Consider the following 25665-nt stretch of genomic DNA (forward strand, 5'->3'; position numbering starts at 1 on the left):
TGAGATTTTATTGATTAATCAATAGATTATTCGGTATTTATGATAATGCTCGATTGATTTAATTCTATTAATATTTTGTTTTGTATTTGTTCCGCTATTTTAGCATTTTGAAAAGGGCCAAGCTGCACACGGTAGATATTATTAAATGGTTGAATACGCCCAGGTGTGTTTAGCTTTTTTGAAACAGACTGTTGCCATGCTGCTGCTTTAGCCTGATCACTTAACGCACCTATTTGTACGAAATAACGTTCAGTAGCCACGCTTGCTGATTTCATTGACGACGGATTAGCAGGATTATTTTGACTCACCATATTGGTTGATACCGTACTAGGAATTTTTGTTGATTGTATTGATTGAGATAAAGCGGGTTGGTGAGTGTGATTTTCTGCTGTTGATTGATTGCTGCTTGAGGAGTGGGCCTCTAATTTTGGTGGTTTAGGCAAGGCATAACTCTGCTTGGTAATATTAACACCAATCGTGCCAGGTCCAGTTAAGGTGCCGGTAGGGGAAACCAAAATCGGATCAATTTTAATACGTGTTGTTAGCATTAAATTTAACCGATCGGCAGCTGCCTGTGATAGCGCTATATTTTTACCGGCTATATAGGGGCCTCGATCATTAATGCGGACTATCATCATTCTGCCATTGATTAAATTAGTAATACGGGCATAACTTGGAATAGGTAAAGTAGGGTGTGAAGCTGTGAACTCATAAGGGCTGGCTTTTTCACCCGTCGTAGTTGTTTTACCGATAACTTCAGAGCCCAAAATGCTAGCAAAGCCTGTTTCACTGAAATGGGCAGGATCTTTTATTATTTGATAAGTTTGGCCATTAAGTTGATAGTCATTATTAGCGCCAGAGTGATAAGGTTCGTAACGCGGCTCTGCTCCTGATATATCTTGTACCGGCGCCATAGGCATATTGGTATTTTGTTTAGTTTGAGAAACACAGCCTGCTAAAAGTGCTTTACGATTATTGATTGTTTCAGCAACTTGTTGATTATTATTGAGTAGTAAGACTTTAGAGAAAGTCGTCGATTTTGCCAATCGTTATGTTAATTCAATCGAATCTTGGCCTTTATCCGCATTAAAGATAGCTATTGTAGTGTTAGTGACATCTAAAGTAGCGGCCAGTGGAAATAAGATCATTTGGAAAATAACCGGTAGGATCAATATTGCGCGGGTTTGAGGCTCTTGTAGTAGTGACTGTAATTCTTTGATAATCAGTGTATAGAGACGATGTAGCATATTCTCTCCCTAATCAAGTCTGCGACGCGTTTTTAATGCAGTGAGCCCAATAAAGATGATGGCGGTGGTGGCTAATAAAAGAAAATTGGTCAACAGGACAACATAAATGTCACCGGCCAGAAATAGAGTTTGTAAACTACTAACAAAGTAACGAGCCGGGATCAAATAGGTTACCCATTGAATAACTATCGGCATACTATCAATTTTAAAAATAAACCCTGACAACATGATGGCAGGTAAAAAAGCGGCATTTAATGCAACGATAGCGGCGTTAAATTGGTTACGGGTTAAGGTAGATATTAGTAATCCCATACCAAGGGCAATAGCCAGGTAGAGACTGGTAATAATAAATAACAACCAAAGTGAACCACGATAAGGAATATGCAAAATAAAGACCGTGACTAACATGCAAAGTAGCATGACAAAGGTGCCTAACAATTGATAAGGTAATAGTTTGGAAAGCAGCAATTCTGTGCGGGTTATTTGGGTGGCAAGTAGGGCTTCCATTGTGCCACGTTCCCACTCGCGGGCAACCACCAATGAAGTCAGAATGGCACCGACTACGGTAATAATGATACTGATTGCACCTGGAATAATAAAATGTTGGCTAATGGCTGCCGGATTAAACCAGAAGCGTAATTCAGTAACAATTAATGGTTGAGTAGCATAACCGGCGTTTTCTCCTTGCTGCTGCTGCCAGGTTTGCCAAATGCCTTTAGTATAAGCCTGTACAAAATAGGCGGTATTTGGCTCACTACCATCGGTAATAACCTGGATCGATGCATGCCCTGAGGGACGATTAAGCTGGCTGGCAAAATCGACCGGGATCACTACCATACCGCGGATTTCGCCTGCTTGCATTTTATCTATTAGCAATTTTCGATTATCGCTAATTGTCGCATCAATAAAAGGGGACCCGGTAAAGGCAGCGACAAATTCTCGCACTTGATTATTTTGTTGATTGACCAAAATGCCAAGCCGTAATTTACTTGAATCCAGATTAATGCCGTAGCCAAAAATAAATAGCAGCATTAATGGAATAACGACGGCAATCAGCGCACTACTGGGGTCACGTAAAATCTGTTTACTTTCTTTAATACACAGGGCCTGTAAACGACGCCAGGAAAACTGCGCTTCGTGGGCTGATTGTTTTTCTGTTTGGCTCATTGTTTCCCTCGGTCATAGTTAACTATCAAACTAATAAAAGCCTGTTCCATCGACGGATCCGGATTTTCTGCCGTGGCGATTTGGCTTTTTAATTCATCGGGTGTGCCAGCAGCAATAATTTTACCGTGGTAAACTAAGCCAATTCGATCGCAATATTCCGCTTCGTCCATAAAGTGAGTGGTAACCATTACGGTAACGCCTTTATTTACCATGCCGTTAATATGTAACCAAAATTCTCTTCGCGTCAGGGGATCCACACCTGAAGTGGGTTCATCCAAGAAAAGTATGTCCGGTTCATGCATCAACGAGCAGGCTAAGGCTAGTCGCTGTTTGAAGCCTAATGGCAATTCATCGGTGGTTTGTTGCAGTATTGGATTTAAATTAAAGGCCTTGATCATGTTACTGATTTTTTGCTGTTGCTGACTGCCACTAAGGCCATAAATACCAGAGAAAAATTTTAAGTTCTGAGCAACTGTTAAATTACCGTACAGTGAAAATTTTTGCGCCATATAGCCAAGATGTTGGCGGGCTTTATTCGAGCTTATTTTTAGATCCATCCCCCAAGACTAATGCCCTGCCTGCGCTTGGTACCATTAATCCGCACATCATTTTAAATGTTGTTGATTTGCCGGCGCCATTAGGACCTAGCAAGCCAAAAATTTCACCGCGTTTAACCGTAAAGTTAACATTATCCGTAGCGGCAAAGTCACCGAATAGTTTGCTAAGATTTTGTGCCTCAATGACGGTTTCAGTCGGATCAGCTAGAATTTGCGGCATAATTTCCGCAAGCTCAGAACGTTGCGATGGGCTACCACCTTGTATCTTGAAAACGGTTTAAAATAGTTACGATTAGATTTGGCAAGGTGCATGCAGCCCGATTCCTCCTAGGGTTTTAAGCCCGTTAATTAGCGACCGGCGCATACACTGAGCCACTCATCTGAAACCCGAACAGTTGTCCGTACTCCATAACGCATTTGCAAGGATGGGTAATCATGAGTCAGCCAAATCCACTTTGTGTGGGTATTGATGTTTCTAAAGCAACGCTGGACATAGCAGCCAGCTGTGATATTGCACAGTTTACGGTCAGTAATGACTCTGACGGTTTTGATGCCATTATCGCCGAATTGAGAAAGCATTCGGTGGTGTTGGTTCTGATGGAGGCAACTGGCGGGCTTGAAGCTACTGTGGCCTGCTCGCTCCAGGCTGAAGGCTTTGACGTCACTGTGATCAATCCCAGACAATCCCGAGACTTTGCCCGCGCTATGGGCTATCTGGCAAAAACTGACCGTATTGATGCCAAAGTGCTTGCACAAATGGCAGAGGTTATTAATCGACATCCGGAGCGAGAGCGCTTTATCCGGACTCTGCCAAATGCAGAACGTCAGGTTCTTGCTGCGATGGTCGTACGCAGACGCCAGTTGATTACAATGTTGGTGGCAGAACGTAATAGGCTGTATACCGCACATCCACAGAATAGAAAAAGCATCAACATCATCATCAAGGCGCTGGAAGATGAACTTGCCAGAATCGATGAAGATATGAACAACCACATAAGGAACCACTTTAAGGATCTGGCCGCTAGGCTGAGCAGCATTAAAGGGGTTGGTACCATGACAGTTGCTGCGTTGTTGGCGGAGCTTCCCGAACTGGGCAGCCTCTCGAGGCGAGCTATTAGCGCGCTTGTAGGCGTTGCCCCCATAAACCGGGACTCGGGTACCATGCGTGGTCGGCGAACCATATTTGGCGGAAGGGACGGAGTCCGAACAGCACTTTATATGGCCGCGCTTGTAGCAACTCGCTTTAATCCGGTGATAAAAGCCTTTTACATGCGTCTGCTTGCAGCGGGAAAAGCCAAAAAAGTGGCGCTGGTCGCCTGTATGCGCAAGCTGCTGACTATCCTGAACGCGATGCTCAGAAAGAACGAAGAATGGAATGAGTCGTACCATCACGTTTCTCCATAATTTTAACGTTCAAGACAGTTGCTAATAAATCAATAAAAGCATCTTCGAAACGGGGTTTAGCGGTAATAAGTTTACTATCCGCTAAATTCAGACTGGCAAGGAAATCGGTTTGCTGGCTGTTTTGTTTTAAGATCAGGCGAATACAGTGCCCTTGAATAACACAATCGGTAGTTTGTGGTAATAATAGTGCATCTTGTAAGTATGCGCGGCGTTTTGATGCTGGAACTTGCAGTAAAAATGAGCGTCCAGCCATTTTATTAGTTAATGCCTGCGGTATCCCCCGATAAAGTAGTTGCCCTTGATTTAACAGTAAAATATCTCGGCATTGTTCAGCTTCATCTAAGTAGGATGTACTCCAAAGGATCAGCATACCATCGCTTGCTAGTTCATGAACCATTCGCCAAAGCTCTTGACGAGCAATAGGATCAACACCCACGCCAGGTTCATCTAGCAACAGGATTTTTGGCCGACTGATTAATGTACAGGCCAGGCCAAGCTTCTGTTTCATGCTCCCGGACAGTTTACCTGCCAGTCGTTGGGTAAAACGGCTAAGGTCGGTAAAATTTAGTAATTGCTGATAGATTTGTTGGCGACTTTCACCTATCACGCCACATAAACTGGCATATAGATCCAGATTTTCTTGTACGGTGAGATCTTCATAAAGACCAAATTTTTGTGGCATGTAACCAAGATGGCGACGGACGTCAACACCTTGACTAATCGGATCTAAGCCCATAATAGTGATATTACCGCTATCGGGTTTTAATAAACCAGCCAGCATACGCATTAGCGTTGTTTTTCCTGCACCATCAGGTCCAACTAAGCCGGTCACTGAACCTCCGGTGATCTCAGTGGTGAGTTTTGCCACCGCAGGTGAAGCTAAACCAGAAAAGCGTTTTTCGACCTCAGTCAATGTAATCTTATGAACAGTATTGACCATTCATTAAGCCTTAGTGTTTTTTTTCTGCAAAATGAAGCGTCACCGGCATACCCTGGCGCAACATATCGTCAGCATCATTAACAATGACCCGAATACGATAAACTAAATCGGTACGTAAGTCGGTGGTTTGTACACTTTTAGGCGTAAACTTTGCGGTTGGTGAGACAAAACCGATAGTGCCATGATAGGGTTGATCTGGACGACTGTCGGTATAAAGTAATACTTCTCGCCCAGGTATTGCTTCGCCGAGATGAGGTTCACTGACATAAGCTCTAACCCAGACAGGTCGGATCAACGAAACGGTAAAAACAGTGCTGCCGGCAGTAAGAATAGTCCCTGGCTCAATGGCACGGGTTAGGATAGTACCCGGCGAGGGTGTGGTTAGTATCGTATCTGCCAGATCCAGCTTTGCTTGCGCTAATGCAGCGACTGCCTGTTCCCATTCACCTCGCGCGGCGGCTATTTCTTCAGTACGATAGCCGGTCTGAAATTGATTTAATTTATCTTTTGCTGCATTTAGCGCTGCAAGCGCTTGGTTTCGATTATTTTTCGCATTTTCCAAGTCATTGGCGGAAATCACCCGTTGTGTCCAAAGCCCTTGTTGGCGTTGGTAAAAACTATTAGCATACTTCCAGGCTGCTTGCCGTTGCGCCACTTCGGCTTCAACCTGAGCAATTTCTTGGCTACGATAACCACTTTCTAACATATCTAATTTGGCTTTTGCGCTAGCAAGAATACCTGTCGCGCGTTGCAGGCTATTTTGATAGGGAGTATTATCAAGAGAAGCTAAGATCTGACCGGCGCTAATTTTATCCCCTTCATCGACATTCAGTGTCTGAAGTTTACCGTTGACTCTGAAACTTAAGTTGACCGTTCTAATATCAACATTACCATACAGAATGAGCGTTTTATTCTGATAGGTTTGATAGTAGTAGTATCCAGCCACTATAATAACGATAAGTAGGCAGATGATAGCAATAGATAATAAGCGCAGATTTTTTTTCATAGCATCCTTAAAATAGTTCAATAATATGGAATAAAATAAGGTTATGCATATTTAATTTTATCAGGTTAATGGTTATTTGATGAATTTATGTTAATTATTTTATTTCGTTTTTATTAGTTGGTGATAGCGGTTGCCAGTAATCAGTTATTTTACTGTCATTAACCGCCATTTTTAATAGCTTATAGTGATGGTTTTTATATTCAGTTGACTGAAATTAAGTCAACTGAAACTTGGAGTATTTTATATTTATGTGTTTTAACTCATTGGGTTTATCTGAAGAGATCTTATCGGCGATTAAAGCGGTCGGATACGAAAAGCCGACTTTAATTCAGCAGCAGGCGATCCCGGCCATATTAGCTGGAAAAGATCTGTTGGCCAGCGCAAACAGGAACAGGTAAAACCGCCGGATTTGTTTTACCCATATTACAGCATCTTAGTCATACGCCTGTTGTTGTAAAAGGCAGAAAACCGGTTAGGACGTTAATTTTGGCACCAACTCGTGAATTAGCCGCTCAGGTTGGAGAAAATGTGCGTGAATATAGCCAATTTTTGCGCTTAAAATCGCTGGTGGTTTTTGGTGGTGTTAGTATCAACCCACTAATGATGAAATTACGGGGAGGAGTTGACATTTTAGTGGCAACCCCAGGTCGTTTGCTTGATTTAGTGCAGCAAAATGCCGTTAGTTTGTCAAAGGTTGAGATTTTAGTATTAGATGAAGCTGATCGAATGTTAGATATGGGATTTATTCATGATATTCGACGGATATTAAATAAATTACCGGCAAAACGCCAAAATTTACTTTTTTCAGCCACTTTTTCTAACCAAATTAAACAGTTGGCAAATAGCTTACTGCATAATCCGACCATATTGGAAGTGGCACCACGTAATTCCGCTTCACAGCAGGTCAAACAGCTTATTCATTTTGTTGATAAGCGACGTAAAGCTGAATTGCTTTCTTATCTGATTGGCAGTGAAAACTGGCAGCAGGTATTGGTTTTCACCCGCACTAAATTTGGCGCTAATCGCTTAACTGAACATTTGATTAAGGATGGCATTAAAGCGATGGCGATCCATGGTAATAAAAGCCAAGGCGCGCGAACGCGGGCGATGGCAGATTTTAAATCAGGCGCAATTAGAGTTCTGGTAGCAACCGATATTGCTGCCAGGGGATTGGACATTGAACAGCTACCCTATGTGGTGAATTACGAATTACCCAATGTAGCAGAGGATTATGTACATCGCATTGGGCGTACTGGGCGGGCGGCAGCCACCGGTTTGGCAGTTTCGCTAGTTGCTATTGATGAGCAAAGTTTATTAACAGCGATTGAGCGATTGTTAAAACAGAGTATCCCGCGTATGGCACTCGCAGGCTATGGACCTGATCCGACTATTAAGCCAGAACCAACGCCAAAAAAGAGCCCAGCAAGCAAACAACGCAGACGTAAATCGGTAGCAAAAGCTTCTCATGCTAAGAGTAAACCACTAAAACAACCGACAACCAGCAACGTTAATACTAAAGCTTTAGCACCAAAAAAATCCAGGTAGCGGATAAATGCGAATATTACTCGCCCCGATGGAAGGGGTTCTCGACTCTTTGGTGCGTCAGCTATTAACTGAAGTTAACGAATATGATCTTTGTATCACCGAATTTTTGCGGGTGGTGGATAGTTTATTGCCAACCAAAACATTTTATCGAATTTGCCCTGAATTATATCAAGCAAGTAAAACTGTATCAGGTACATTAGTACGTATTCAATTACTGGGTCAGCATCCGCAATGGTTAGCTGAAAATGCGGCACGAGCAGTAGAGTTAGGCTCTTGGGGGGTGGATTTCAATTGTGGCTGCCCGTCTCCGACAGTTAATGGTCATGGCGGTGGGGCGACACTACTAAAGGATCCTGAGCGGATATATCAGACTGCTAAGGCGATCCGGGCGGCAGTACCTACGAGTTTACCTACTTCAGTAAAAGTCAGGTTAGGTTGGGATGATCGTTGTTTGGCATTTGAAATTGCCGATGCGGTGCAACAGGCTGGCACGACAGAAATTATCATTCATGGTCGAACTAAGGCAGAGGGGTATCGGGCAGAAAAAATCGATTGGCTAACCATCGGCCAGATACGCCAAAAATTAACTATACCGGTTATCGCCAATGGCGAAATTTGGGATTGGCATAGTGCAAATGAGTGCAGGACGATAACCGGCTGTGACGCGTTGATGATTGGCCGAGGTGGATTACATGTTCCTAACCTGGCTCAGGTGATCAAATATCAAGCTGAACCGCTGGCTTGGCCGCAGGTTATGCAAATTCTATTTAAATATATTCAGCTGGAAAAACAAGGTGATAGAGGTCAATATCACGCAGCGCGTATTAAACAGTGGTTAGGTTATTTGCGTAAAAAGTATGTTGAAGCGGCTGAGTTATTTAATCAGATCAGAGTAGAGAAAAAATCAGCCGCTATTGCTAATATAATTGAACGTCATACTTTTTGTTGAGCTGTCACAACATACTTAAAAAACAGTATAAAATACAACATATTATAAGACGCCTAATCGACTAATATAAAATGATTATCACAAATTTTTGATAAAAAATAGCTTATCTATTTGCATTTCTGGCGGTTAGGTTCTTTACTAAAAAGTGTTCATATATTTGAAATGTTAGCAAGTTAGTTTTTTAACTTATTTGATATGTTGGATATTTCGGAGGGTGTGTATGGGTATTTTGTCCTGGGTTATTTTTGGTTTGATCGCTGGTATTATTGCTAAGTGGGTCATGCCAGGTGCTTACAATATGGGGATTATCATGACCATTATCCTCGGTATTGTCGGCGCAGTTGTCGGCGGTTATATCAGTACCTTCTTTGGTAAAGGCAAAGTGGATGGCTTTAATTTAAGCAGTTTTATTGTTGCCGTAATTGGTGCTATCGTTGTCCTTTTTATCGCCGGAATGGTCGGTCGCCCATAGCCCACTATCTAAAGATAATAAGCATTTCTCATATAAAAACATAACTGCTAAACTGGCAGTTATGTTTTTATCTTACTTCGTTTCAATCGGTAATCCATTATCTTGGCCCCATTCAGCCCATGAGCCATCATAAAGTTTGACATTCTTATTACCTAAAAGTATTAAAGCAAGTAACACTACAGCGGCAGTCATACCAGAACCACAGCTAATGACTGTGGGCTGCATAATGTCAACCTGTTGTTTGGCAAAAATAGCTTTTAACTCTGCCGGTGATTTATAACAACCTTCATTGACTAACCAATCCCAAGGGACATTTTTACTGCCTGGCATATGTCCCATCCGTAATCCTGGGCGCGGTTCTGGCTGCTGTGCGCAGAAACGGGCAGTGGGGCGTGCATCGATAAATTGGACATTAGGTTGTTGAAGAAGGGTGATGACTTGTTGTTGGGATAAAGCTTGATCAGTAATACATTTAGCAATGAACTGCTGTCTTTCACGTACCACAGACAGACCGGAGTCTAGCGAATAGCCCGCTTTTTTCCATCCGCATAGCCCTCCGGCTAAAATTTTAACATTATTACAGCCTAATGTTTTAAAGGTCCACCAGGCGCGCGGGGCGGAAAATAGTGCGCCTTGATCATAAATAACAACTTGATGATGATTGCTGATGCCTAATTGTTCAACCGCTTGAGTGAAAGTTATTTCATCAGGTAGCATATGAGGCAGATTATTACTTTGGTCAGCAACAATATCCAAATTGAAAAATTGCGCACTGGGAATATGTTCTTGATAATATCGTTGTTGATAATCAGTTGGATCGGTAGGTGGCGGCGCAGAAGCATCAACTAGGACAATATTTTCATCCGTTAAATGCCGATGAAGCCATTGCGGGCTAACAAAAAATGCTTCGTACCGCCGGCATACGTGTTAGAGCAAACATTTCAAGCGTGTAAGGGAAGGCCGTTGACAAAATAGCCACCGCAAGTGCAATTGGTAGAATTGACAGATCAAATAGCGGTCCAATGCCAACGGTAAGAAGACCGACCGGAAAAAAAATCAATGTCGAGATAAACGAACCTAAAGCCACTGTTGCTGTACCATAACCCGCCCCAGCCCGCTGACCAAAGATGATATACGTTCCCCAGCAAATACCGGCAGCTAAAGCATAAGTAATACCAACTGGATCTAAACTATTAATATTGTTTCCAAAAGGTAGTAGAAAGGCTAATCCAACAATAACCATTAATATCCAAACAAAGTCAATCGCGCGGCGAGATGAGAACATTGCTACGGCTAAAGGGCCGGTGAACTCTAATGCCACAGCGATCCCTAATGGGATCCTTTCTAGCGATAGATAAAACAGCGAATTCATTGAGCCTAAGGAGATACCATAAATAACTAAATGTTTTAATGAATGGCTGCGTAACTTTTTTCGCCAAGGTTTAAAAATTATAAAAAGAATAATCGTTGCCAAAAATAGTCTTAAAGCTGTTACGCCAAGTGCACCGATAGTTGGAAATAGACTTTTTGCTAATGAAGCTCCACTTTGTATTGATATCATTGCGCATAGCAATAACAATACGGGCAACAGCGTTTTACGCTTTTGATTTAAGACAAATGACATCTGGAGGTAACCTCAAAAATAGAGAACAAAATAAATGTTAGAAAACTAAATAATAACTCAGTAACAGCAAGATTTGCTTAATGATATTGTGTAATTATTACATAAAAGATAAGTAAACAAATATTCTTTTCAATGCCGATTGTAAATAGGATATTCACTATAATAATTGTTAATTTTAAAAAAGAAATGACATGAAAAATATTTATGCGTTTGTTAGATTTGATTAATGTCTGCTAAGGCTGACATTAGTAAATTTAAGTTAAGGAGGATAATGTGGATAAGATAAATAGTGTAACAGTTTATTGCGGATCTAGTGTAGGAGCCAGTGATATTTATCAACAGCAGGCAATTGCATTGGCATCCGAACTGGTTAACAGAAAAATAACGCTGGTTTATGGCGGTGGCCGCGTCGGTATTATGGGTGTTTTAGCTAACTCGGTATTGGAGCAAGGTGGTCGAGTGGTTGGTGTAATGCCTAATTTATTAGTTGAACGTGAGATTTCTCATACTGGTTTGAGTGAAATCCATATTGTCGATACTATGCATCAACGTAAGCAGAAAATGATTGATTTGGCTGATGGGTTTATTGCGCTACCGGGGGGATTTGGTACCCTGGAAGAATGATGATCTATAGCTGTGTTAAGTTTCCATCACTTGGTTAGCACTAATAAAATAAATAATTAAAAAGTGATATATTGGTTTCACAGCTATAAAAGTTAGCTCTATATGGTGGTTGCCTGACAGACTTCACAATTAGGATCAGGCATTAAATTAATCGTTCGAAATTCTGTTGACATAGCATCATAAAATAGCACTTTTCCGCTGATAATTTTACCATAGTTAGTGAGTAATTTTAGTGTTTCCATCGCTTGCAAGCTACCAATAATACCAACCAGTGGAGACATAACGCCGGTTTCGATGCAAGAGAGATTATTTTCACCAAATAAACGACTTAAACAGTGATAGCAGGGGGTATTATCTTGATAAGTTAATACCACCAGTTGTCCTTCCATGCGAATAGCAGCACCTGATACTAAAGGGCGTTTTAACGTTAAACATAGGCGGTTAAGTTGTTCGCGAATAGTCACATTATCGGTACAATCAACAACTACATCTTGTTGTTTGATTAAAGTATTCAGTTCATATTCTGCCAGTTTTCTATTAACTGTAGAAATTTCTATGTGCGGATTTATTTTAAGTAATGCGGTTTTGGCCGAGTCAACTTTTGCGTTACCGATAGATTGGTCGTTATATAGGATTTGCCGTTGCAAATTTGATAGAGAGACGGTATCAAAATCCAATAGTGTTAGCTGCCCGATGCCTGCTGCGGCTAAATATTGAGCGGCGGCACAACCTAAACCACCCATTCCGACAATTAATACTTTTGCTGCTTTTAATTTTTCTTGTCCGTCAAAATCGAAATTTTGTAAAATAATTTGGCGATTATAACGGAGTAACTCTTGGTCAGATAATTCAATAGCCATATTTATTCACTTATTAATAAATGATTAAAATACTCAATATCAACTAATTCACCTGCGTTAACCGCGCCACGATTTTGCTCTAAAACGATAAAACAGTTACTTTGGTTAAAGGAACTCAAAATGTGTGAACCTTGCTGTGGCATGGGGGTTACCTCTAACTCGGCTTGAGAATTTACCCTGGTAACCCCTCGTTGGAACTCAAGGCGTCCTGGTGATGTTTTTATCAGGCTGGTGGTGCGCGCTTTTAAATAGGGTGTTCTTTGCCATTGGCTAAAAGCGGAAAGGTGATTGATAATGGGTTGTACCAGTTGATAAAAGGTGACTATAGCGGATACAGCATTACCGGGTAAACCACAAAACCAGGCAGATTTTAGTTTACCAAAGGCAAATGGTTTACCGGGTTTGATTGCCAGTTGCCAAAAATTGATGCTGCCTATTTCATTAAGGATCTGCTTGGTATAATCAGCTTCCCCCACCGACACACCACCGCTGCTAATAACCAGATCGGCTTGTTGGTCCGCTTGTTCAAACGCTTGATAGAGTTTGTCAGGCTCATCGGCAATAATCCCTAAATCAATCACTTGGCAGTTCATTTTTTCTAACATTAAGCGTATTGCCAGCCGATTGGTATCATAAATTTGACCGGCAGCCAATGGCTGGCCAATAGTTTGTAGTTCATCGCCAGTAGAGAAAATAGCCACTTTCAATTGGCGAAAAACTTCAATCTCGCTGATCCCCAATGATGCAACAAGGGATATCTGAGTGGCGGAAAGTTTGCTGCCTATTGTCAAGACCGTATCACCTTGTCGAATATCTTCGCCGGCAAAACGAATATTACTAGCTGGTTTTATTGGCTGAATGAAACTAATGGCATTATCAACTAACCGGGTGTTTTCTTGCATGATGACCGTATCAACGCCAGAGGGGATCGGCGCTCCTGTCATAATGCGAATACAAGACTTGGCTGGCAGCGGATCGCGAAAAGCAGAACCAGCTAGCGCTGTACCCGCAACAACCAATGGGGCGGCGTCATGCCAATCATTAAAGCGTATTGCATAACCATCCATGGCTGAATTATCGAATGGAGGGACATTAATTGGCGATATAATTTCTCTGGCAGTAATGCGATTAATTGATTCTATTAGTGGGATAATTTCTTTTTCTGCAATTGGGGTGATTAGGGTAAATATATTATTTAATACTTCCTTCAGCGATAATAATTGGTCGGTATGATAATGCTCCATATCTGGCTCCAAATAATACTACCGTTTTAACTGATATTGGCATAATTTTGCCAAATATTTTCAGTGCATTATGACAACAATCTCACTTATTAACAAAGAAGTTATCTACTATAAAAAATAATAAAATATTAGATAAAAAATAGAGCTGACTGAAATTACACGCTTAATATTAAAATTTGCCGCCGCAAATTATTTTTATATTAGGCGTGCATCAAGCGAAATGTTTTTTATAAATTTATTCATCAAACCGATCTGTTATAAACATGTAAGATAAAAGAGATACTGAGTCCGTTTAATTTATCACCAGAATAGTTATTAATTATGAAATATTTATCGGAAGAGGATGGAATCAATTAAAGCATTATTTCTGATAAGTTAATTCAACATGTTAAAAAATCAGTTATGGATCAACTGAAAAAGAAATTAATAATCTGATAGAAATACTAACAAAAATACAAAATAGTCTAAATAATGCCGATCTTTTTTAAATAATTATTCAATTTCGACTATTGTTTGCGTTCTTATCGATTTTGCGCTCTTAATGATCGATCAGCCAGTCTTTCATAACAGGAAAACCATCACCGAACATTTTTTAATCTTTACATGCTTAAACAATAGGCTATTAAAAATCTGAACGCTATGGTTAAAATAATTTCTTTGCTGCCACCCACAATAAATAACAATATAAATATACAAAAACGACGGCCACTATTTATTGTGTTGTGATATTAAAGCAATCAATTTTGCTAGCTAACAGGCTCATCTGTTTTGATAAAATATTTAGTCGCAACTCGATGGGTTTAAAATGAGGCTATAGTCAGTAAATCGATTATTTGTAGTAATATAAATTGATGTTTTTATATAAATGAACAGAAAAAACAAAAAATAAATAGTGACTCTGATATGAAAATTAGCGCGATATAAAAAATATTTTGTTAGGATAGGATATTGTAATGGGATAATGGTATCCATTTATTGAATGTTTAGTTAAATTAATGTTGAATTTTATTGTTGGAGAAATGCATGTCATCGCTCAGTCAAGAAGCGCATCTTGTTCGTAAAGCACTAGAAGCTCGTGGTCTTGAAACCCCTCTTTGCGGGCAATCTCTTTCCTCAAATGAGCGTAAACAACAGATTGAAGGGCACATGAGTGAAATTATGCGTTTACTTAATCTCGATCTTAAAGATGATAGCTTAGTGGAAACACCTAAACGCGTTGCTAAAATGTATGTTGACGAAATTTTCTCAGGACTCGATTATAATAACTTTCCTAAAATTACTTTGATCGAAAATAAAATGGATTTCGACGAAATGGTAACGGTTCGCGATATTACGTTAACGAGTGTCTGTGAGCATCATTTTGTTACTATCGATGGTAAGGCAACAGTGGCCTATATTCCAAAGGATAAAGTGATTGGTTTATCTAAAATTAATCGTATTGTTCAATTTTTTTCTCAACGGCCACAAGTTCAGGAACGTTTGACCCAGCAGATTTTAATTGCGCTACAAACTTTATTAGGTACAAGTAATGTCGCAGTTTCAATTGATGCTGTTCATTATTGTGTGAAAGCCAGAGGCGTTCGTGATGTAAGCAGCAGCACTATGACAACCTCGCTAGGTGGTTTATTTAAATCAAGTCAAAATACCCGTCAGGAGTTTTTACGCAATATTTCTCGCCTGCGTTACCGCTAATTAATGTTTGTTATTAAAGCCAGGCGGCAGCGGATTGAACAAATTGATCTGCTGCGTGCAAGCGCTATTTTTGCAATTTTGCTGGTTAATATTTTTGCTTTTGCGCTACCTGAATTAGCTTATGTGAATCCAGTTTATATTGCTAGCACAACAGCCGGGGATATTTGGTGCTGGGTATTTTTGAATATCTTTGTGCAGGGAAAATTTCTGGCAATTTTTAGTTTGTTATTTGGTGCAAGTTTTGAATTTTTGTCTAAGCAGGGTTTATATTGGAATCAAATTCGTCTGTTTGTATTGGCTATTATTGGTCTGCTGCATGGCATTGGGTTATGGGATGGGGATATTCTATTGCCTTATGCTTTGACGGGGCTATTGGCAATAAAATTTATTCATTTTAATAACACTAGGCAGCTCTATTATAAATCTATTGTTATTTATTTATCCGGCTTAATTATTTTTGGCAGTTTTAGTTATTTTACCGATGTTTCGTCATTTTGGTATCCAGCAGAAAATGATTTTACTAATGAGATCAACATTAAAATAGCGGGCGGATGGAAAGCGTTCTTATATCGGGCTGAATCGGTAGCACAAAGATTAATTATGTTAGTGATCCATTATGGTTGGCAGTTATTGGCATTAATGATGGCTGGTGCAGCATTAGTGAGAATTGGCTGGTTAATGGGAAATTTTTCTTTGTTTCATTATCTCTATGTTGCTTATTGGACAATCCCATTAACTATTTTTATTCAACTCTGTTCTAATGCCATCCAGTATTACTATGACTGGAGTTATATTGTAACTGGGTTATTAGGTTTTATTATTAATCAGATTATTATTCCGGTTCAAGTTATTGGCTATATTGCTATTATTTATGGTTTTTGGCCACAAATAAAAAATATCTTCATTATTAAATGGCTGCAATCAGTTGGCCGTATGGCTTTAACTAGCTACTTATTACAGACGCTGATCTGTACCACTATTTTTTATCGGTTTGTTTTTTTGCTCAATTTGGCCGTTTAGCATTACTTAGCTTTGTGCCGCTGATTTGGTTCATTAATATTATATTTGCCATCAGCTGGTTGAAATATTTTACGCAAGGGCCAATAGAGTGGTTATGGCGTTATTTAACCAATAAATTCGCTACTTGCTAGCTGAAATTATTTCAGCTCTTCAGGTAAAACGGCAGGATATCCTTTGATACCATCAGGCATTTTTATCGGTGCGGGGATAGATTCCTGTTGTCCCAAAAAGCGGGGTTCACTTTTTAATATATAGAGATCAATTAGGGCATTAATACGGGCAAAAACCTCGCGTAAACGAACTTTAATGATTTTTTTGGGTGAGGAAACTGCATAGCACTGTGCATCAATCCCTTTTTTCATAGCGATAAATAATGCTCTTTCACAATGGAAACGTTGGGTAATAATAGTAAAATTGTTAGTGGCAAACACTTGGTGAGTTCGGACAACCGAATCCAATGTTCTGAAGCCTGCAAAATCTAACACAATTTTTGCCGCTGGGATACCAGCTGAGATCAGATCTCTACGCATGGTGATAGGTTCATTATAATTGTAATGGGCATTATCACCGCTAACCAGTAAGTATTTTATTTTACCGCTATTATAAGCGTTAATGGCACCTTGAATTCGATATTTATAGTACTCATTAGGTAAACCGGCAGAATAATATTTTGACGCACCTAAAATCATACCAACGCTGCGAGGTGGTAATTTTTTTACATCATCATAGATATAGTCAGCAGTTTTCCAACTAATCCAACGATCGAATGCTAGAGTAGCAACGATTGCTGTTACTATAATGGTAAGTAAGCTATAAATAAGGAATTTCCTCATCATTTATGCCTATAGATTACAGGATAGAGAAAGTCAGCTTAATAAGGGCTATTTTACTTATTATCATGCGCGGCCCCTGATTAATTCAACAGCTTATTGCTAGATAAGACTTATAATAGTCAGAAGGCAGCAAGTTTGTAAATACGATATTCAGACTAGCTGAAATTACCTCCAATTAGTTGCTTTAACACATTGTTCAAGGCTACTGTGGCAACTGGCTAGATTTGATTTAAATTTATTCAGCCAAAATAACCTAAAAATTAAAGTTACCGCCCGCCAGTGAGATTAATTTTTCTACATAAAATAGACAGAAAGTGATTACTATGTTGTTGATTCATTTTTTATAGCTAATCATTTAATGTAATAAATCGATTATTAAAGGAAAAATGAAAGGGGCAATTAATGAGGTGATTATGCCACACGTCATTAATGCGAGAGAACTATAGGCACCTTCAATGTAGTTTATCTCGGCGCTACGCGCAGTACCTACTGCATGTGAGGCTGCTCCCATCGCTAATCCTCGAGCAATAGGGTTTTTTATCCGCAAAAAATTAAACAGTAAATGCCCAAACATAGCACCAAAAATGCCAACTAAAATCACACAAGCTGCACTGATGGCTGGTATGCCGCCAATCCCTTGTGAAACCGCCATCGCAATCGGTGTTGTAACAGATTTTGTAATATTGAAGCAGCCATTTCGACGCTCGCGCCTGTCCATAACGCAATAGCGGTTCCTGTGACCATAGCAATCAGACTCCCAATAAAACAAGCACTAATAATGGATTTCCATTGGGCACGAATTTGATGTAATTGCTCGTATAATGGCAAAGCCAAGGCGATAACTGCTGGCTGTAACAAATCATTGAGAATACGGCTACCAGAGAAATAATGGCTATATGAAGTATGTGTTATTAGTAAAGTAGCAATAATGATAGTGATTGAAATTAACAGCGGATTTAAAATAGTTAATCGGTATTTTTGGGATAATTTTCTCGCTAATAAGAAAACGATAATGGTAAAAGGTAGTGACCACCATATATGATTTAACATTGTTGTTACTCGTTATTTGGCCTATTTTTTTGCTTAATTTGTTTTTTCTGCTGCTGCTTACCAGCATCCGAGGTATTTATATTAGGGTCACGATGAATACAGTGTGAGCTATAAGCAACAATAATCATAATAATTAAGGTACTAATAATGCAGGAGAGTAAAATAGGGATAATTTGTTGGCTAAGCATATCATAATAATTCATTATGCCTACCCCGATTGGAATAAATAGCAATGTCATATTTTTGAGCAGCAAATGACAGCACGGTTGTATCCAGTGGACAGGTATGATTTGGACGGTTAATAAGCTAAACAACACCAGCATACCAATTATACTTCCTGGCAGAGAAAAAGGCAGTAAATTTGATATTAGGTTTCCTATTATTAGGCAGAGATAAATGAGTAAAAAAGCGCGTAAATATTGCCAACTAATATAAAGAATATTTTTGCAAAACAACATCATACCAGTCCTATAACAAAACATACTGATAATACAATTAGCCCACTTAATGTGCCAGGCTGGTGTAGTCACTGGGATTAAAAATGGCGAAAATGCAATTGTCGCCATTTTAATTTAATGCTTTTTATTGTTAATCTATTTTACTTGCATACCGGGCTTGGCGCCAGCATCTGGAGTTAATAGAAAGATATCTTTGTTACCAGGACCGGCGGCTAATACCATCCCTTCTGAAACGCCAAAACGCATTTTTCGTGGTGCTAAATTAGCGACCATGATCGTTAAGCGCCCTTCAAGTACTTTCGGATCAGGATAAGCCGCGCGAATACCAGAAAAAACTTGTCGGTTGCTATCACCTAAATCTAATTGGAGTTTTAGCAGCTTATCGGAGCCTTCGACTAAATCAGCTTGCTTAATTAAAGCAACTCGTAAGTCGACTTTGTTGAAGTCATCAAAACTGATGATATCTTGGAAGGAATTTTCGCAATCTTGTTGATTAGTCATTGTTTTCGCCGTTATATTTTCGCTAGATGCCGCTAACATAGCGGTTACATTGTTCATTTCGATTCGCTGGAATAAGGTTTTAAATGGCGTAATTTCATGATTTAGCAAAGGGTCGCTAATATCATCCCAGTTTAGTGAAATATTTAAAAAAGTTTCTGCCCGGTTGGTGAGTCCCGGTAATATAGGTTTTAAATAAGTCATTAGCACGCGAAATAAATTGATACCCATCGAACAGATATCATGTAAATCTTGTTCGCGACCTTCCTGCTTAGCAACTACCCAGGGTGCTTGCTCATCGATATAACGATTGGCTAGATCGGCAAGTAACATAATTTCACGAATCGCCTTATTGTATTCACGATGACAAAATTGTTGACCAATTTTGTCTGCTGCGGCAATAAATTGCTGGTAAAGCTCAGGAGCTGCAAGTTGCGATGATAACTTACCATCAAAGCGTTTATTGATGAATCCAACATTGCGAGCCGCGAGGTTGACGACTTTATTCACGATGTCGCTATTTACCCGTTGGACAAAGTCTTCTAAGTTAAGGTCAATATCATCAATGCGGGAAGAAAGCTTAGCGGCATAATAGTAACGTAAACAATCAGCATCCAGCTGATCTAAATAGGCGCGCGCGGTAATAAATGTACCCCGTGATTTGGACATTTTTGCGCCATTTACAGTGATATAACCGTGAACAAAGATATTTGTAGGCTTACGATAACCACTACCTTCTAATATTGCTGGCCAAAATAGGCTATGGAAGTAGACAATGTCTTTACCGATAAAGTGATAAAGATCGGCAGTAGAATCTTTGTGCCAATAACTATCGAAATCAATATTGGGTTGTTTGTCACATAGATTTTTAAATGTCCCCATATAACCAATAGGAGCGTCTAACCAGACGTAAAAATATTTGCCATGCTCATTAGGAATTTCAAAACCGAAGTAAGGGGCATCACGAGTAATATCCCATTGCTGTAAACCCGCCTCAAACCACTCTTGCATTTTATTTGCCACTTGTGGTTGCAAAGCCCCTGAGCGTGTCCAAGTTTGCAGCATATGACTAAATGCGGGTAAATCAAAGAAAAAATGCTCTGTTTCACGCATTTCAGGCGTTGCACCAGAAATCACCGAGTGGGGATTGATAAGTTCTGTTGGGTTATAAGTTGCTCCACAGACCTCACAATTATCACCGTATTGATCAGCGGCTTGGCATTTTGGGCAACCCCCTTTAACAAAGCGATCGGGTAGAAACATACCTTGCTTAGGATCATAAAGTTGCGAGATAGTTTTGTTTTTGATATAGCCACTCTTTTTTAGTGTTAAATAACTTTGTTCAGATAATGTTTTATTTTCTACACTATGAGTTGAATGGTAATTATCATAACTAATGGCAAAGTCAGCAAGATCGTGTTGATGTTCCTGATTTACTTTACTAATCATCTCTTCAGGCGTTATACCTAATTGCTGAGCTTTTAGCATAATTGGAGTGCCATGGGCATCATCGGCACAAATAAAGTAAACCTGCTTGCCGCGCATTCGTTGATAACGAACCCAAATATCGGCCTGAATATGCTCTAACATATGGCCAAGGTGTATTGAACCGTTAGCATAAGGTAACGCACAGGTTACCAAAAGTTTTTTCGCGACTTGAGACATAGTAAGGATCTAATTCCCATAAAAATTGAACAATAATTTGATGTTAACTGATTGCGTTTTTTCCGGCTAGGCCTGAACATGAATAATCAATCATTATTTTATCGTAATTTTGCTTGATAAGCGTCGTTTTTATTATCTATTTATCTTAATTAAATTGTTCTTTGGTATGATGTAGTGATTAATTGTTGATAATTTAATACTAAATAAAAGGAGCTGCGATGAATTCAGGATCCTTCAAACAAACAAAAGCAAAAAAGTTAACTCAGCAAGTCGCTGAGGTTTTAGACACATTTTCTCATCCGACACTGCAAAGTAATCTGAGTACATTAAAGGCATTATGTCATTGTGTATTACTCGATGATGTTTTACATATTGAATTAGTCATGCCCTTTGCCTGGAAAACACCTTTTAAGTTATTAATTGAGCAGCTGACACCGCAATTACGAAAAATAACTGGCGCGCAAACAGTAGAGTGGGAATTACGTCATAATATCAATACATTACGTAGAGCGAATAATTTGCCTGGTATTAATGGGGTGCGTAATATTATCGCTGTCAGTTCAGGTAAAGGAGGGGTTGGCAAATCAACCACGACAGTGAATTTGGCGTTGGCATTAGCGCAAGAAGGAGCGAAGGTAGGTATTCTGGATGCTGATATTTATGGTCCCTCTATTCCGACTATGTTGGCAACTAAAAATCAGCGGCCCACATCACCTGATGGGCATCATATGGTACCTATAATGGCTTATTATGGGCTAGCGACTAATTCAATTGGTTATTTGATTAATGATGATAATGCGATGATATGGCGTGGTCCAATGGCTAGCAAGGCTTTGATGCAAATGTTACAGGATACCGAATGGCCAGATTTAGATTATTTAGTGGTTGATATGCCACCTGGAACTGGTGATATTCAATTAACCTTAGCACAGAATATACCCGTTACCGCGGCGATTGTCGTTACCACACCACAAGATATTGCTTTGCTTGATGCGATGAAAGGCATCGCGATGTTTGACAAAGTAAAAGTGCAGGTATTGGGTATTGTTGAAAATATGAGTCTACATATTTGTAGTAATTGTGGTCACGTAGAGCCTATTTTTGGTTCAGGTGGAGCAGAAATATTGGCAGAAAAATACCAGTGCAAGCTGTTAGGTAAGATCCCATTACATATTTCTCTGCGTGAGGATTTAGATCAAGGTCAACCGACAGTAATGCGCGATCCTGATGGTGAGTTCGCTGATATTTATCGAGAAATAGCATCGACAATTTCTGCTCAGATGTATTGGGCAGGAGAAAAAATTCCCACTGAAATTGCTTTCCGAGCTATTTAAACTGATTAATTTCATAGCTTATTGATTGAAAATAAATATGAAGTGATAATTATTATTAGGTCTTGTTATGAAAATTAGCCAGACCTAATTTTAAATGCTGGCAGATACTACAATAACCCCTTATAATTCCGGCGCTCATAATATTTAATTATATTAATTTCTATTATTTAAACTCAGGTTATTTAAAATGGCTGATCCAGCACATAAGTGCGCTATTGTCGGTATATCAGGTGCTTCAGCATCGGGTAAAAGTCTTATTGCGAAAACGCTTTATCATGAATTACGTACTCAAGTGGGTGACCACAATATTGGTGTGATTACTGAGGATTGTTACTATCGAGATCAACATGACATGCCGATGGAAGAACGAGTGAAAGTAAATTACGACCATCCCAACTCAATGGATCATGATTTGCTTTTTCATCATCTTCAATTGTTGAAGGCAGGAAAAGGCATTGATGTGCCACAATATGATTATACTCAGCATACACGTAAGCGAGAGACCATTTTTTTTCAGCCTAAAAAAGTGATTATTATTGAAGGTATTTTATTATTAACCGATAAGCGCTTACGTAATAATATGGATTTTGCCATTTATGTTGATACGCCACTGGATATTTGCTTAGTAAGAAGAATTAAACGGGATGTCAATGAACGAGGAAGAACATTAGATTCTGTTATTGAACAATATACTAAAACTGTTCGTCCAATGTTTCTTCAATTTATTGAGCCATCGAAACAATATGCAGATATTATTGTTCCTCGTGGCGGAAAAAATCGAGTGGCGATTGATATTCTAAAAGCTAAAATAGGGGAGTTCTGCCAATAATTATCTATAAATAGATTAGGCATTCTCGCAAGGAGATGGAAAAATGCGACTTTGTGACCGTGATATAGTTAAATGGCTTGATGAAAAGAAATTGGTTATTGAACCACGCCCATCAATCGAACGGATCAATGGGGTAACCGTTGATGTTTGTTTAGGCAATAAATTTCGAATATTTCAGGGCTATACTGCACCTTATATTGATCTTAGTGGGCCCAAAAATGAAGTTAATGCTGCATTAGATCGGGTGATGAGTGATGAAATTACCTTAAGCCATGATGATGCGTTTTTTTTGCATCCAGGTGAATTAGCATTGGCGGTCACTTTAGAATCAGTCACTTTGCCTGATAATGCTGTTGGTTGGCTTGATGGCCGTTCTTCTCTTGCCCGCTTGGGATTGATGGTGCATGTTACTGCTCATCGTATTGATCCCGGTTGGTGCGGTCAGATTGTGCTAGAGTTTTATAATTCAGGTAAACTGCCATTGGCACTACGGCCGGGTATGGTTATTGGCGCATTAAGTTTTGAAGTTTTATCCGGTTCAGCTGAGCGCCCCTATAATCGCCGTCAGGATGCAAAATATAAAAATCAACAAGGTGCGGTAGGGAGTAGAATTAGTGAAGATGATAAAAGTAATCATAAATTGTGATATTTTAAGTTAATTAATTCGGTGTTTAGCTGAAATCATGCTATAACCAAAATAATTTTATTTTCTCAGGTCACGGAAAATAAGCTATCTAAAGATGAAGTCATTAATTGTTTGTTTGAATACCATTGATGGAGACAGTGATGAAACGATTTTTGACCACATTAGCTATTCTGATGGTGGTTATTTTAGCAGGCTTAACGGCGCTAGTGTTGCTCGTTAATCCCAATGATTTTCGTCACTATTTAATTGATAAAGTTGAACAAAAAAGCGGCTATCATTTAGTTTTTCAAGGCGAAATGCGTTGGCATGTATGGCCTAGGCTAAGTATTATTACTGGGCCGATTTCACTCACCGCGCCGGGCGCGACTAAGCCGGCCATTAGTGCAGATAACATGCGGCTTGATGTCTCCTTATGGCCGTTAATTTCCCACCAACTGTCTGTTGAACAGATTGTAATCAGTAATGCAGTTTTGCGCGCTACTCCAGATAGTGAAGCAAAATCAAATCCAGATGCCCCGATTGCTCCAGAAGGTCTTAACCGTATTAGTAGGAAAAATAATAATGATAGCAAATGGTTATTTGAGATTAATAAAATAAAACTAACTGATAGTTTGTTAATTTGGCAGTTGGATAATGATACCCAGCTAAATATGCGTAATATTATGTTGTCGCTCAGCAGGGAAGATGATCATTTTATTAGCGTTAATTTTAGTAGTAATGTAAGTAAGGATCAGCAAGATCTCACTTTTTCTTTAAAAAGTAAGTTAAATATTGCAGATTATCCGCATCAGATTGCTGGGGAAATTAATCAATTAAAATATAAAATTAGTGGTATTAATTTACCAACAGATGGCATTAGCGGCAATGCAACTTTATTGTTTGATTATTTGCATGATCAGCAACCAATATTAACCCTGTCTAATTTAGCTATTGACGTCAATGATAGTAATTTAACTGGAAATTTAGTGGCTCATTTAGGTAAATCACCAGATTATCAATTAAATATTACTTCCACAAAACTGGATCTAGATAAGATTTTAGGTTGGCAATCTTTATTACAACCTTTAATAGAGACAAAGATAACGCCTCAAGTAAGTCCTAAGCCTGTTATTGCGACGGTTGAAACCGATAGTTATGATTTAAGTTATTTAAAGCAATTCCCATTTCAAGCAACAATCTCTGCCGATAAACTTATATATCGAGGTTTAGTTGTTGATAGCTTTAAATCTAAGATAACCAATAAAAAAGCGTTATTAAATGTTAGTCAGCTAGAAGGTGGATTATTAGGTGGAAATTTTGAATTACCTATTAGTTTAAATTATCAAAATAGTCCGGTTATTGTCACGGCTAAGCCCAAATTTAATCATGTTAGGTTGGCTCCTTTGTTGCAATCCTTTGACATGCCGACCAAACTAGATGGTTCATTGATGTTAGCAGCAAATTTATCAGGACCTGGATATGATAAATTTGCGCTGCTAAATTTGTGGTCCGGTAACGCTAATGTAATGTTATCCAAGGCACAGTTAACAGGATTAAATATAGCTTCACTGATCCAACACGCCTTTTCACGCCTTACTGATAAAATTGATACCCCGCAAAATCTTGACGATAATACCCAAATTGAAAATTTAACCGTTGATACAAAACTTAATAAAGGCATGCTATCGTTCTCAAATCTGGTTGCTTCTTCAGACGCTATGAGTATCGATGGTAACGGTTGGCTAAATTTAGCCGGGAAATCAGCAGACGTCAAATTGCTGGTTAATATCAATAAAGGCTGGCATGGAAATGATAATTTTATTAATAAAATTAATCAATTGGCCATTCCTCTGCGTATTTATGGTAAGTGGAAAAATTTACAATATCAATTGAATATTGAAAAATTGCTGCGTGATGAGTTTCAATCGCAAGCTAAAAAAGCACTAGATAGTTGGTTAGAAAAAGAAGTTAAATCGAAAAATTAGTTTTAGCTTAATATTCAACAAATGTAACGCGCCATGA

General features: G+C 39.2%; 17 protein-coding genes and 8 pseudogenes. 11 read left to right on the plus strand and 14 right to left on the minus strand.

Annotation, left to right across the window (positions count from 1 at the left end; all coding sequences use genetic code 11):
• Positions 1 to 26: 26 nt before the first annotated feature.
• The 4 genes and pseudogenes from rlpA to AACL31_RS03445 all read right to left on the minus strand — a co-directional run.
• Positions 27 to 980, minus strand: coding sequence for an endolytic peptidoglycan transglycosylase RlpA (gene rlpA / locus AACL31_RS03430; RefSeq protein ID WP_310512723.1), 954 nt, complete (start codon positions 978 to 980; stop codon positions 27 to 29).
• Positions 957 to 1247 (minus strand): annotated as a pseudogene (locus AACL31_RS03435) (ABC transporter permease); the annotation flags it as partial. The pseudogene AACL31_RS03435 and the gene rlpA, both read right to left, overlap by 24 nt.
• Positions 1248 to 1256: 9 nt before the next feature.
• The gene (locus tag AACL31_RS03440; protein WP_310512720.1) at positions 1257 to 2414 is read right to left on the minus strand and encodes an ABC transporter permease; all 1158 of its coding nucleotides are present in this window, start codon (positions 2412 to 2414) and stop codon (positions 1257 to 1259) included.
• Positions 2411 to 3230 (minus strand): annotated as a pseudogene (locus AACL31_RS03445) (ABC transporter ATP-binding protein); the annotation flags it as partial. The gene AACL31_RS03440 and the pseudogene AACL31_RS03445, both read right to left, overlap by 4 nt.
• A 176-nt stretch (positions 3231 to 3406) precedes the next feature.
• On the opposite strand from AACL31_RS03445, the gene AACL31_RS03450 reads away from it, so the two are divergent.
• On the plus strand, positions 3407 to 4375 hold the full coding sequence (locus AACL31_RS03450; RefSeq protein ID WP_339053074.1) for an IS110 family transposase: 969 nt from the start codon (positions 3407 to 3409) through the stop codon (positions 4373 to 4375).
• A 22-nt stretch (positions 4376 to 4397) separates the two neighbouring features.
• Here the strand turns inward: AACL31_RS03450 and AACL31_RS03455 are convergent.
• Together AACL31_RS03455 and hlyD are read right to left on the minus strand one after the other, a co-directional pair.
• Positions 4398 to 5315, minus strand: a pseudogene (locus tag AACL31_RS03455) (ABC transporter ATP-binding protein); the annotation flags it as partial.
• 10 nt (positions 5316 to 5325) lie between these two features.
• Positions 5326 to 6321, minus strand: a complete 996-nt coding sequence (gene hlyD / locus AACL31_RS03460; protein ID WP_310512470.1) for a secretion protein HlyD — start codon at positions 6319 to 6321, stop codon at positions 5326 to 5328.
• 248 nt (positions 6322 to 6569) lie between these two features.
• Here hlyD and AACL31_RS03465 point away from each other — a divergent pair.
• The 3 genes and pseudogenes from AACL31_RS03465 (at position 6570) to AACL31_RS03475 (ending at position 9287) form a co-directional block, all read left to right on the plus strand.
• A pseudogene (locus AACL31_RS03465) lies at positions 6570 to 7866 on the plus strand (DEAD/DEAH box helicase).
• A 7-nt stretch (positions 7867 to 7873) separates the two neighbouring features.
• The gene (dusC, locus tag AACL31_RS03470; protein ID WP_339053749.1) at positions 7874 to 8815 is read left to right on the plus strand and encodes a tRNA dihydrouridine(16) synthase DusC; all 942 of its coding nucleotides are present in this window, start codon (positions 7874 to 7876) and stop codon (positions 8813 to 8815) included.
• A gap of 220 nt (positions 8816 to 9035) precedes the next feature.
• A complete protein-coding gene (locus AACL31_RS03475) occupies positions 9036 to 9287 on the plus strand; it encodes a GlsB/YeaQ/YmgE family stress response membrane protein (RefSeq protein WP_026822154.1) in 252 nt (83 codons plus the stop codon).
• A 72-nt stretch (positions 9288 to 9359) separates the two neighbouring features.
• Here AACL31_RS03475 and sseA read toward each other — a convergent pair whose 3' ends face one another.
• Positions 9360 to 10142, minus strand: a complete 783-nt coding sequence (gene sseA / locus AACL31_RS03480; RefSeq protein WP_339053982.1) for a 3-mercaptopyruvate sulfurtransferase — start codon at positions 10140 to 10142, stop codon at positions 9360 to 9362.
• Positions 10143 to 10200: 58 nt separating this feature from the next.
• Positions 10201 to 10911: pseudogene (locus tag AACL31_RS03485) on the minus strand (EamA family transporter); the annotation flags it as partial.
• A 273-nt stretch (positions 10912 to 11184) separates the two neighbouring features.
• Between AACL31_RS03485 and AACL31_RS03490 the strand changes: the two are divergent.
• A pseudogene (locus AACL31_RS03490) lies at positions 11185 to 11532 on the plus strand (TIGR00730 family Rossman fold protein); the annotation flags it as partial.
• Positions 11533 to 11633: 101 nt separating this feature from the next.
• Here AACL31_RS03490 and moeB read toward each other — a convergent pair.
• On the minus strand, positions 11634 to 12395 hold the full coding sequence (gene moeB / locus AACL31_RS03495; protein WP_339053750.1) for a molybdopterin-synthase adenylyltransferase MoeB: 762 nt from the start codon (positions 12393 to 12395) through the stop codon (positions 11634 to 11636).
• A gap of 2 nt (positions 12396 to 12397) precedes the next feature.
• Positions 12398 to 13639, minus strand: coding sequence for a molybdopterin molybdotransferase MoeA (gene moeA, locus AACL31_RS03500; RefSeq protein WP_310512468.1), 1242 nt, complete (start codon positions 13637 to 13639; stop codon positions 12398 to 12400).
• A 1023-nt stretch (positions 13640 to 14662) separates the two neighbouring features.
• Here moeA and folE point away from each other — a divergent pair.
• Positions 14663 to 15331 (plus strand): GTP cyclohydrolase I FolE, encoded by a 669-nt coding sequence (gene folE / locus AACL31_RS03505; protein WP_032115368.1) that lies wholly within the window; start codon positions 14663 to 14665, stop codon positions 15329 to 15331.
• A 678-nt stretch (positions 15332 to 16009) separates the two neighbouring features.
• A pseudogene (locus AACL31_RS03510) lies at positions 16010 to 16482 on the plus strand (DUF418 domain-containing protein).
• A 6-nt stretch (positions 16483 to 16488) separates the two neighbouring features.
• Here AACL31_RS03510 and sanA read toward each other — a convergent pair.
• The 4 genes and pseudogenes from sanA to metG form a co-directional block, all read right to left on the minus strand.
• On the minus strand, positions 16489 to 17184 hold the full coding sequence (sanA, locus tag AACL31_RS03515; protein ID WP_310512471.1) for an outer membrane permeability protein SanA: 696 nt from the start codon (positions 17182 to 17184) through the stop codon (positions 16489 to 16491).
• Between the two features lie 355 nt (positions 17185 to 17539).
• A pseudogene (locus AACL31_RS03520) lies at positions 17540 to 18234 on the minus strand (CidB/LrgB family autolysis modulator).
• Positions 18235 to 18239: 5 nt separating this feature from the next.
• A complete protein-coding gene (locus AACL31_RS03525; RefSeq protein WP_310513374.1) occupies positions 18240 to 18692 on the minus strand; it encodes a CidA/LrgA family protein in 453 nt (150 codons plus the stop codon).
• Positions 18693 to 18827: 135 nt separating this feature from the next.
• On the minus strand, positions 18828 to 20855 hold the full coding sequence (metG, locus tag AACL31_RS03530; protein ID WP_310512465.1) for a methionine--tRNA ligase: 2028 nt from the start codon (positions 20853 to 20855) through the stop codon (positions 18828 to 18830).
• Positions 20856 to 21073: 218 nt separating this feature from the next.
• Here metG and apbC point away from each other — a divergent pair, with 218 nt between their 5' ends.
• The 4 genes from apbC to asmA all read left to right on the plus strand — a co-directional run bounded on the left by apbC (position 21074) and on the right by asmA (position 25628).
• Positions 21074 to 22189 (plus strand): iron-sulfur cluster carrier protein ApbC, encoded by a 1116-nt coding sequence (apbC, locus tag AACL31_RS03535; protein ID WP_310512464.1) that lies wholly within the window; start codon positions 21074 to 21076, stop codon positions 22187 to 22189.
• A 187-nt stretch (positions 22190 to 22376) separates the two neighbouring features.
• A complete protein-coding gene (gene udk, locus AACL31_RS03540) occupies positions 22377 to 23018 on the plus strand; it encodes a uridine kinase (protein ID WP_310512463.1) in 642 nt (213 codons plus the stop codon).
• A gap of 43 nt (positions 23019 to 23061) precedes the next feature.
• On the plus strand, positions 23062 to 23664 hold the full coding sequence (gene dcd / locus AACL31_RS03545) for a dCTP deaminase (protein ID WP_032115375.1): 603 nt from the start codon (positions 23062 to 23064) through the stop codon (positions 23662 to 23664).
• 140 nt (positions 23665 to 23804) lie between these two features.
• The gene (gene asmA / locus AACL31_RS03550; protein ID WP_310512462.1) at positions 23805 to 25628 is read left to right on the plus strand and encodes an outer membrane assembly protein AsmA; all 1824 of its coding nucleotides are present in this window, start codon (positions 23805 to 23807) and stop codon (positions 25626 to 25628) included.
• Positions 25629 to 25665 lie beyond the last annotated feature (37 nt).

This window comes from Arsenophonus endosymbiont of Crataerina pallida (genome assembly GCF_964020125.1).
Taxonomy (GTDB): domain Bacteria; phylum Pseudomonadota; class Gammaproteobacteria; order Enterobacterales; family Enterobacteriaceae; genus Arsenophonus; species Arsenophonus nilaparvatae.